Origin of the sequence: Christiangramia sp. 3-2217-3z, from assembly GCF_051195275.1 — a bacterium.
Classification (GTDB): domain Bacteria; phylum Bacteroidota; class Bacteroidia; order Flavobacteriales; family Flavobacteriaceae; genus Christiangramia; species Christiangramia marina.
On sequence record NZ_JBNJLI010000003.1, the window covers coordinates 240,947 to 251,320 of the forward strand.

A 10,374-nucleotide genomic window follows, 5' to 3' on the forward strand; every position below is an offset into this window, starting at 1 on the left:
GTTGTGTTTAGAAGTTAAGTTTAGCTCCTACAGTGTAAGTTCTTCCGAAACCGTACCATACAAGTGCAGTACGTGCGTTGTTCTGAAGACCATTCTGTGCATTAGCAATATATTCTGTATCTGTAATGTTATAAACGTTCGCATTCAAAGCAGCATCAAATCCAGCTACAGAGAAATCGTAAGAAAGACCTACATCAAGCGTTCCGAAATCTGGAAGTTTCCATGTCTCACCAGCATCAGGATTCGTACGGCTTACCGGATCAAAATCTGACCAGAAGTCACCAAAGAAGTTATAGTTCGCTCTTAATCTCATATCTGTCAAGAATTCATAGTCAACTCCAAGACCAGCAGTAGTTTGTGGTGTACCACCTACTTTAGTATCCTCGATGAAAAGGTTGATCTCGTCAATAAGATTCTGCTCTTCGTCAAAGATCTGTACTCCTGTTACGTCACTTTCCCATCTGTAGTCACCAAAAGAAGCGAAACCTGTGATAGACAGTTCCTCGAAAGGACGGTACTCAAAATCAAGTTCAAGACCCTGGTGAACTGCATTTACACCCAAGATGTTTGCAACACCAAGAGAACCATCAGGATTGTTGTAAGAGTAGATTAAAGATCTGTCTCTCCAGTTAGTTCTGTAAACGTTTACGTTTGCTCTTAATACAGAGCTTCTGTAAGTATATCCAAGTTCAGTACTAAAGATCTTTTGATTTTCAGCGTCTGGGTTAAGGTCATTTACAAAGTTTAAGAATACCGCATCAAAGAAAGGTGCTCTTTCAAAGTACCCGATGTTTGCGAATACACCACTAGTTCTGGTGAAGTTGTAGTTCGCTCCACCTTTGATCTGGTATCCAAAGAAGTGTGCATAATCAGATTCCTGGTTAGGATCTGAATCAAGGTTATTGAAATAATCAACACGCTTGTAAGATGTGTTCGAAGCTGCAAGAGAAACGAAGATATCTAGATCATCTTTTGAATATTCTCCCTGAAGGAATCCACCTTCCCAAAGAACGATACCATCATTGTTGTAGCTAATCTTATCTCCAACCTTAGCAAGGTTTACAGGATTGTTCACGTTAGAATCATCAAAGTAGTACTGTCCACCTAGAAGATCTGTAACTTCCTGGAAGTGCTCTCCTTTGTAGTATCTTAAATCGATCCCTGCAAGAAGTTCGATATCATCTGTAAGATCTGTAGATAAAGTAGAAAGTGCACCATACCAGTTGTGGTCGTTTCTGGAAGCTCTTAAAATAGTTTCAGAACCATCAGCACCTCTTTCAATGTTCTCATCTACTATTAGATCTAGGTTTACCGGTTGCAGGTAACCATCTCTGTATTTAGAATCAAGACCAAACTTGTTAGTTCCGGCCCATCCACCACCTCCACCTGTTCCAAAGGAAGCGTAAAGTGCAGTAGATAATTCAGTATTCTCATTAATATCCCAGTAGTGGTTTAATGACATTTGTGGTTTATGGTAGAAGTTATCCTCGATATGAGTAACCTGACCATTTAAATAACCCCAATCTCCGTTAAATTTGATACCTCTTTCGCTTTCTCTGTAAGTTTCGATAGTGTATCTGTTTTGACGCTGACCATGTCTTTGTGGCGCACCAAAAGCAGTAAAAGAAAGTTCGTGATCTTCACCAAATTCTTTTGCGATGTTTACGAAGTAGTTATACCCAATAAATTCAGTACCATCTACATAACCATCTCCAACTGTTCTCGAAGCAGATACTGTTGCAGCAAGTCCATTTTCAGACTTCCCTGTAGATACAGTAGCACCAAACTTAGTGTAGCCATCATTACCAGTTGCAGCGTAGATGCTACCACCTTTTTCAGCATCTGTAGTTTTAGTTACAACGTTTACCGTACCAGCGATAGATGGAACAGCAACTTTAGCAGCACCTAAACCTCTTTGAGTTTGCATAGTTCTTGTTACATCAGAAAGACCTGCCCAGTTACTCCAGTATACACGACCATTTTCCATATCGTTTACAGGAACACCATTAATCATTACTGCGATGTTTTCACCTTCAAAACCTCTCATACGAAGCTCTGCATCACCAAAACCACCACCGGCTTTGTTAGCATATACTCCAGGAGTAGATTTTAGCACTTCAGGAAATTCCTGGTTACCAATCTTGGTTTCGATCTCTGCAGCACTAATAGTTGAAACAGCTACTGGTGTTTTTCTGTCGATAGCAAGTGAGAAACTTGTTACAACGATCTCATCCAATGCGTTATCATCTGCACCCAGAACGATTTGTCCTAGATCCTGAGTGTCGCCAGTAACATTGAATTTCACTTCCTTAGAAGTGTAACCTACGAAGGTAATTTTAATAGTACCTTCAGATTCCGCAACATTCAAAGTGAAGTTACCGTCGAAATCTGTCATAGTACCATTGTTAGTTCCAACTACCATTACATTAGCTCCTGGAAGTGGACCTGATGTTTGGGAATCCATTACCACACCGGTAACAGTTCCTTGAGCAAAAATCGTAGCAGATGTTAAGAACATCGCTAAGAGTAATAATTTCCTCATTTTTTTTGTGTGTTTGAGTTTGTTTAAAATTCGATGCAAAAGAAAACTAAATGTTCTTCTCTTACATTATCTCAATGTTAAAATATTTAACGTACAGAAGTTTAACATTTCAACAAATTTCGCCGCAATATACTGCTAATTAGAGGAAAACAAAATATTATGTTAAATGGAATGATTCAAAATAAGCTCTAGGAGTGTTAAAGACGTTAAACAGGGCAATATTATGGACACGATATTTTGTAAAAATCAATTTTGCTACTCAAAGACTTTAAAATTTATTGAATTTGTAATGGAGAAATTTTGATCTCTACTCTATTAATGAGCGAATTGCATCATGCCTGCATTTTCAAGTCAATTTCTTCGGAAGGGATTTTAGCTTTTATAAATAAAAGAAGCCTGAAGTTCCAGACTTCAGGCTTTCATATTATACGTAATAATTCGAACTATTTAGTTCATATAAAACTTCAACAGATTCTGTGTAGAGGAATCGTGACCTTCAGAATTATTAGATTCAAAACCTGAAAGAATTTTATTCGCCAGTTGTTTTCCTAATTCAACTCCCCATTGGTCATAACTAAAAATATTCCAGATGACGCCCTGTACAAATATCTTATGTTCATACATGGCAATAAGTTTCCCCAGACTTTCCGGAGTTAGTTTTTGAACCAATAAGGTATTCGTTGGATTATTACCTTTAAATACTTTAAATGATTTGATCCTATCTATTTCTTCCTGGCTAAACATCATGGAGCGCAACTCCTCTTCCACTACTTCTTCCGTTTTACCATTAAGAAGAGCTTCAGTTTGAGCAAAATAGTTCGCCATCAATTTATCGTGATGCCCCTGATCTCCAAACAAACTTTCTTTGAAGCCAATAAAATCTGCAGGAATAAGCTTGGTTCCCTGGTGAATCAACTGGAAAAAAGCATGTTGTGAATTCGTTCCTGGTTCTCCCCAGATGATTGTTCCGGTCTGGTAATTTACTTTCTCACCATTACGGTCCACACTTTTCCCATTACTTTCCATGATCGCCTGTTGCAAGTACGATGGAAATTTATCCAGGTATTGAGAATAAGGTATCACCGCTTCACTTTCAGCGCCGAAGAAATTATTATACCATATACTAATTAGTGCCAGCTGAACCGGAATATTCTTCTCAAAATCGGTATTTCTGAAGTGATCATCCATTTTACGGGCACCTTCCAAAAGAGATTCAAAATTATTGTATCCAATTCCAAGTGCTACTGAAAGACCTACAGCACTCCATAAAGAAAATCTACCTCCAACCCAATCCCACATCGGGAAAATATTGTCAGGATCAATTCCGAAGCTTTCTACTTTATTTAGATTGGTAGAAACTGCTACAAAATGCTTGGAAACTTCCTTTTCAGGAGCCTTTTTTAGAAACCATTCTCGAACCGTAGTAGCATTGCTTATTGTTTCCATGGTCGTGAAAGTTTTTGAAACTATCACGAAAAGGGTGGTTTCAGGATTTAGATCCTGAATGGTATCATGTACATGATCTCCATCTACATTAGATATAAAATGTAAATTCAGATGATTCTGGTAGAATTTCAGGCTATCAGCAACCATTACCGGTCCAAGATCAGATCCTCCAATTCCTATATTTACGATATCGGTAAATTTCTTCCCGGTAAAACCTTTGCGTTTTCCTTCGATCACCTCATCAGTAAAAGTTCTGATTTTTTCTTTGACTTCCTGCACTTCAGGAATTACATTTTCACCATGCACCTGGACATTTGCGGTTTTTGAAGCTCTTAAAGCAGTATGTAAAACCGGTCTTCCTTCTGTCTGGTTGATGGCATCACCCTGAAAATATGCATCCATTGCTTCCTTCAAACCACATTCAGCAGCAAGCTTATTCAGTAATTTCCCGGTAGTTTCATTCATTCGGTTCTTACTGTAATCAAGATAAAAATCCTCCCATTTAATGGTGAATTTATCAGCTCTTTCTTCATCGTTGTTAAACATATTCTTCATATGTTCAACCTGGATCTCTTTATAATGATCTTCTAATTCCTTCCAGGCTTTGGTAGTGGTTGGATTAATATTTTTCATTTAGATACTTTTATACGGAATTTGATCCAGCTCTGCCCGAATCGATTCAATATGATTTAAATAATCGTCTTTTAGATTGTCTGTGATATGCTCGGCTGAAGGCAGGTTCTGGCGGAATGGATCCACCTGTTTGCCATTCACCCAGAATCGATAACATACATGTGGCCCTGTGGCAAGTCCTGTACTTCCCACGTAACCTATCACATCGCCTTGCTTAACACTTTGCCCGTTTCTAACTGCACGCTTACTCATGTGAAGATATTGAGTAGTATATTTTCCATTATGTCTCACTTTAACATAATTCCCGTTTCCGGAGGTATAGCCTGAAGCGATCACCGTTCCATTAGCCGTACTTACGATCGGCGTGCCATGTGGTGCAGCATAATCTGTTCCCAGGTGGGCTTTCCATCTTTTCTGAACCGGATGAAAACGTCTTTTTGTAAACCTTGAAGAGATCCTGGAATAATTTAGCGGAGCTTTCAGGAAAAAACTTTGTAATGCTTTAGCTTCCTCGTCATAAAAACTAGCCTGACCAGAAACGCTATCGGTCGTCATATAACTAAAAGCATAATATGGCCTGTCTGAATGTTTAAAAACCGCGGCATCTACCTTTTCAATCCCGGCGAAAATAGTATCGTCAATATATTTCTCCTGGTAAATCATTTTGAACTGGTCTCCCTTTTGAAGTTTAAAGAAATCAATACTCCACTGATAAATATTTGAAAGTTCGTAAACCAGAAGATTACTCAAGCCCTGAGCCTGCATTGCTTCTGAAAGGGAAGAAGTGATCACTCCGCTTACTTCTCTTTGCTTTATAGTTACCGGTCTTTTTTTCTTTTCAGCATAGATACTATCCCCAATAGAGACTACCGTATAGTTGATCTTATCATTTTCATAAATGAAATATTGCGGTGTTTTAGCCGAATCTTTTGCTCTTAGGATCATGTATTTCTTACCGGCAGTAATTCTCGCAGGGTTAAAGGTATCCTTTACTTTTTCTGAAACTTCAAAGACCTTTCCATGATCCACGCCATTTTGATCCATGATGTAACCAAAACTATCGCCAGACCGTATGGTATCCCTAATGACCTCAAAATCATTCAGGATAATACCATACTGTTTCTCGATCTTAGGAATTTTTTTGGTCTCGACCTCATTTACGGCCTGTTCTTTCTCATCTTCATTGCAGGCAGTCATTGCCAGCATTAGCATTACTAATAAGCCTAATTTCTTCAAGTTTTTATGCTTTTTGTTTTTCAGTATTAAATGTGTGGTTCACCCATTGCTTCCCCCAGTCGTTCAGTTCTCCCTGACTCCATAATTCTGGAAAGAAAGAAACTCTTTGAAAACTTGGCGGTAGAAATTTCTTCCAGTTTGTTCCGCCGGTCGCTTTTATGGTTTCATCTTTCTTGCTCAAATATCGGTAAGCAGCACCCATATGCATAAGCAACCAGTTAATATTTACATTAACATCAAAGTTTCGAAGAGCCAGTTGTAGATCTTCATTTTGACGATCTTCTTCATGCATGGCCTGGTAACGCTGATATATGGTGTTTCCGTATACATCTTTTGCAATTCTTAGAAATCGAGGAGTATATCTTTTTTCAAATTGCTTAAGCGTAAGAGTTTTCTCGCCGGTTTCCAGATCTATACCTCCTTTTTTCCAGTATATATTTTCAAAAAGTTCTTCGGAAGAGTTTTCTACTGTAAATTCATCTCTCAAATTAAAATCGACAAGATTTTCCAAAGGAGTTGAATATAGTTCGATCATCCTGAACTGAGCCGATTGGAATCCACTGGCAGGTAGTAAAGCCATTCTGAATTTCAGAAACTGTTCCCTTTCCATTCCCTTGATCATTACATCGAAGGAGTCGATAAGTATTCTGAAATACCTATTCATCCTATTTAGCTTTTCAACGAAATAGGCAGATGTTAGCGTTGTGGTTTCTATGATCTGTTTTTGCTCGTGAATGATGAGCTTAAAGTATAATTCAGTGATCTGGTGATAAGTGATAAAGATCATCTCATCTGGAAAATGCGTATTGGTCTTTTGTAAACTTAATAGCGTATCTACACTAATATAATCCCAATAAGAAAGATAGCGGTCATAAAGCAGACCATCCAGATAAGACCCCATATCCTGTCCCGAATTTTTGAACTTTTCTTCAAGCTTTCCAATTCGTTCCGCGATTTCGGGTTTTATCTCCATATCTAATCCATTAGTATACTAAATTGATGCTTTAGACCTTTGTAAGCTTCAAGATCGGCATCCAAAGACCCTACGGCCAGGTTTGCTTCAATTTTCACCGGAATTTTGTTTTTATCATCACTAATCCAGAAAGTAAGACTTTCTTTCTCCTTAAATACTCTTCCGGCAAGTACATAAGGTCTGAATTTCAGGGTTGCAACTTTACCAAACTTAGTTTTAATCGTATCACGCCCCAGGAAAACAAGCTTAAAATCGAGGTTTTCGTCATCGATGAACATGTTCAGACGCATCTCATCACCTGGCTCTAACTCGTCGTTTTTAATTTGGTTGCGAATATAGTAAAATGATGATAACATATCGTGCACATTATGAGGCACAGAATATGATTTTTTCTGATTATTCTTTCGATTGAGAACATGGGCTTTCTTATCATTATGATCAAAGTCGATCACCAGATCCTTGGTATAACCGCCTTCGTCAATATTACGTACAAAACGATAAGGTTTGCCAGTTTGCTTATCGATATAAGTCTGGTAATCATCATCCACTTTAAAGAACAAGCCTAATAATCCGGTAGATCTACCGCGTCCTTTAATATGATAAACCGGCTTATTCTGGAATTTGGTTTCATCTACCTCCAGTGTAGCATAACTGGCATTAAATAATCCATAATGAATTCTAAATTTAAACCACTCACCTTCGTCAAATGCATCTTGTGAAAACATATTTCCCGTGGTAAACACTAAAAAAAGAAAGGTAATTGTAATATAATTTCTCATAGGTTTAATTGTCTAAGTAATAGAATTTTCAGGCGTATGGATGGATTACAATTACTATTCCAAAAGTATAGAAACAAAAAAACCCCATCAAATTAATAATGGGGAATTTTGTCTTATTAACCAACTAAAACTTAAATTATGAAAAAAAATTCAATTCTGGTAACCACTCCAGAAATGCGGTGCAAAAGTCTCATATTTCTCCCTTACCCGCAACTCTTAGATAAACTTTAACTAAACGTTTACCAGATTGTCATTTATTTCATTTTTCCACTTAAATTTCAGCAGATATTTAATCTTAATTTAATGTACCTCGTAAATCCTGTTCTCTTTCAATAGCCTCGAATAGAGCTTTAAAGTTTCCTTTTCCGAAGGATTGAGCACCTTTTCTCTGGATGATCTCGAAGAACATGGTTGGCCTGTCCAGAACTGGTTTTGTAAAGATCTGTAACAGGTATCCCTCATCATCGCGATCTACCAGCACTCCCAGCTCTTTTAATGGCGCCAGGTCCTCATCGATATCACCAACACGATCCAGTAGATCATCATAATAAGTTTCCGGAACATATAAAAATTCCACGCCTCTATCTCTTAATGCTGTAACTGTTTCAATAATGTTATCTGTAGCTAAAGCGATATGCTGAACTCCGGCTCCATTATAAAAATCGATATATTCTTCGATCTGTGATTTCTTTTTTCCTTCCGCAGGCTCATTTATTGGAAATTTGATTCTACCATTCCCATTGCTCATCACCTTGCTCATAAGCGCAGTATAGTCGGTCGAAATATCCTTATCATCAAATGATACCAACTGGGCGAAGCCCATTACTTTTCCGTAGAATTCCACCCATTTGTCCATTTCATTCCAGCCTACATTTCCAACCATATGGTCGATAAACTGTAAACCTGTATCTGGCACCTGCGTTTTGGTATTGTAAACTCTGTAACCTGGTAAAAATGGTCCGGTATAGTCTTTTCTTTCTACAAAAAGGTGAATGGTTTCTCCATAAGTATGTATTCCAGAGATCACAGCCTTACCGTTTTCATCTTCCATTACATATGGCTCTACATAAGACTTCGCTCCTCTTTTTGTAGTTTCCTCGTAACTCTTTCTGGCATCGTCCACCCAAAGTGCTACGAACTTTACTCCGTCACCATGCTTATCTATATGCGCATTGATATCTCCTTCCGGCTGCAGTGGCGAAGTAAGAACAACTCTAATTTTACCCTGTTGCATTACATAGGAAACGCTGTCTTTACGACCAGTTTCCAAACCTGAATAAGCGATTGGCTGGAAACCCCATGCGTGTTGGTAATAATAGGCCGCCTGCTTGGTATTTCCTACGTATAGTTCTACAAAGTCTGTTCCCAGGATTGGCAGAAAGTCTTCTGCTTCAGGAACTACTTTTTCTAAATTTAATGATGTGCTATCTTTTGACATTGTTGTTATTTTAAAGGATGTAAATATGATATAAACTTGAAATCAAATTTCAAAATATTACCACATCGCTCTATCCTGTGCTGATAAATCTTCTTTCATCTCTTAATGCTCTCCATCTAACCAGGACCTGTAATAAGTTTCATCGGCAATTTTCATCGCTTCTTCGGTAAGTTTTAACGGCTTGAAGGTATCTACCATTACGGCCAACTCTTCAGTTTCTACCTGCTCAATACTTCTTTCTACTGCTCCAGGGTGCGGCCCGTGAGGGATTCCCGCTGGGTGCAAGGATATATGACCTGCTTCAATATCGTTTCTGCTCATAAAATCACCATCAACATAATAGAGCACCTCATCACTATCAATATTACTATGACTGTAAGGCGCCGGAATGCTTTCCGGGTGATAATCGTATTTACGCGGACAAAAACTACAAACCACAAAAGCATCAGTTTCAAAAGTTTGATGCACCGGTGGCGGCTGGTGAATTCTTCCGGTTATTGGCTCAAAATCGTGAATGGAGAACGCGTACGGATAATTGTAGCCGTCGTACCCAACCACATCAAAAGGATGCGTCGCGTAGACCATATCGAAAATTTCTCCCTGCTTCTTGATCTTGATAAGAAAGTCCCCTTCTTCATCATTGGTTTCCAGTTCATGTGGCTGGCGTAAGTCTCTTTCACAAAATGGAGAATGTTCCAGCAGTTGCCCGAACCAGTTCCTGTATCGTTTTGGAGTATAGATCGGTCTACGGGATTCAACGATAAAAAGCCTGTTGTTCTCATCATCAAAATCCATTTTGTAGATAGTCCCTCTTGGGATCAATAGATAATCCCCATATTTAAAATCAATGTTTCCAAGATGAGTTCTTAGCTTACCAGATCCTTTATGCACGAATATCAATTCGTCTGCATCAGAGTTCTTATAGAAATAATCTTCCGTAGAACCTTGAGGAGAAGCGAGAATAATATCACAATCTGCATTGGTCAAAACCGCCTTTCTACTTTGAAGATAATCTGGATGCGGAGTGATCTGGAAACCTTTTAAACGGTATGATTTCAGGTTATTTTCGATCGCAACCTTCGGTCGTACATCGTAACTTCCTTTAATTTCTTTTACCTGGGTTGGGCGATGTTCGTGATACAGATTGGACGACATCCCGTCGAAACCAATCGTTCCAAAAAGCTGCTCATAATAAAGACTTCCATCAGGTTTTCTGAAAATCGTATGGCGCTTGTGTGGGATTTTGCCGAGTTTATGATAAAAAGGCATGTGATTATATTTTAAAATCGATCAAAAATGAATTCATTTCTTGAAAGATTGTTATTAT

Annotated in this window: 7 protein-coding genes; all 7 read right to left on the minus strand. The window is 38.4% G+C overall.

The annotated features are described in order from the left end of the window. Positions 1 to 7 precede the first annotated feature (7 nt). Complete coding sequence (locus tag ACSHZO_RS06980; protein WP_298246807.1) at positions 8 to 2,542, minus strand: TonB-dependent receptor; 2,535 nt, start codon at positions 2,540 to 2,542, stop codon at positions 8 to 10. A gap of 447 nt (positions 2,543 to 2,989) precedes the next feature. Continuing rightward, entirely contained in the window at positions 2,990 to 4,621 is a 1,632-nt protein-coding gene (gene pgi, locus ACSHZO_RS06985; protein WP_298246808.1) for a glucose-6-phosphate isomerase, read from the minus strand. Continuing rightward, positions 4,622 to 5,857: a peptidoglycan DD-metalloendopeptidase family protein gene (locus ACSHZO_RS06990; protein WP_298246809.1), complete on the minus strand. Its 1,236-nt coding sequence runs from the start codon at positions 5,855 to 5,857 to the stop codon at positions 4,622 to 4,624. Positions 5,858 to 5,861: 4 nt separating this feature from the next. After that, on the minus strand, positions 5,862 to 6,830 hold the full coding sequence (locus ACSHZO_RS06995; protein WP_298246810.1) for a tryptophan 2,3-dioxygenase family protein: 969 nt from the start codon (positions 6,828 to 6,830) through the stop codon (positions 5,862 to 5,864). A 2-nt stretch (positions 6,831 to 6,832) separates the two neighbouring features. Next, positions 6,833 to 7,609, minus strand: coding sequence for a DUF3108 domain-containing protein (locus ACSHZO_RS07000; protein WP_298246811.1), 777 nt, complete (start codon positions 7,607 to 7,609; stop codon positions 6,833 to 6,835). Between the two features lie 295 nt (positions 7,610 to 7,904). Continuing rightward, positions 7,905 to 9,047, minus strand: coding sequence for a 4-hydroxyphenylpyruvate dioxygenase (hppD, locus tag ACSHZO_RS07005; protein WP_298246812.1), 1,143 nt, complete (start codon positions 9,045 to 9,047; stop codon positions 7,905 to 7,907). Positions 9,048 to 9,149: 102 nt separating this feature from the next. Continuing rightward, positions 9,150 to 10,316, minus strand: a complete 1,167-nt coding sequence (locus ACSHZO_RS07010) for a homogentisate 1,2-dioxygenase (RefSeq protein ID WP_298246813.1) — start codon at positions 10,314 to 10,316, stop codon at positions 9,150 to 9,152. Between the last annotated feature and the right edge of the window lie 58 nt (positions 10,317 to 10,374).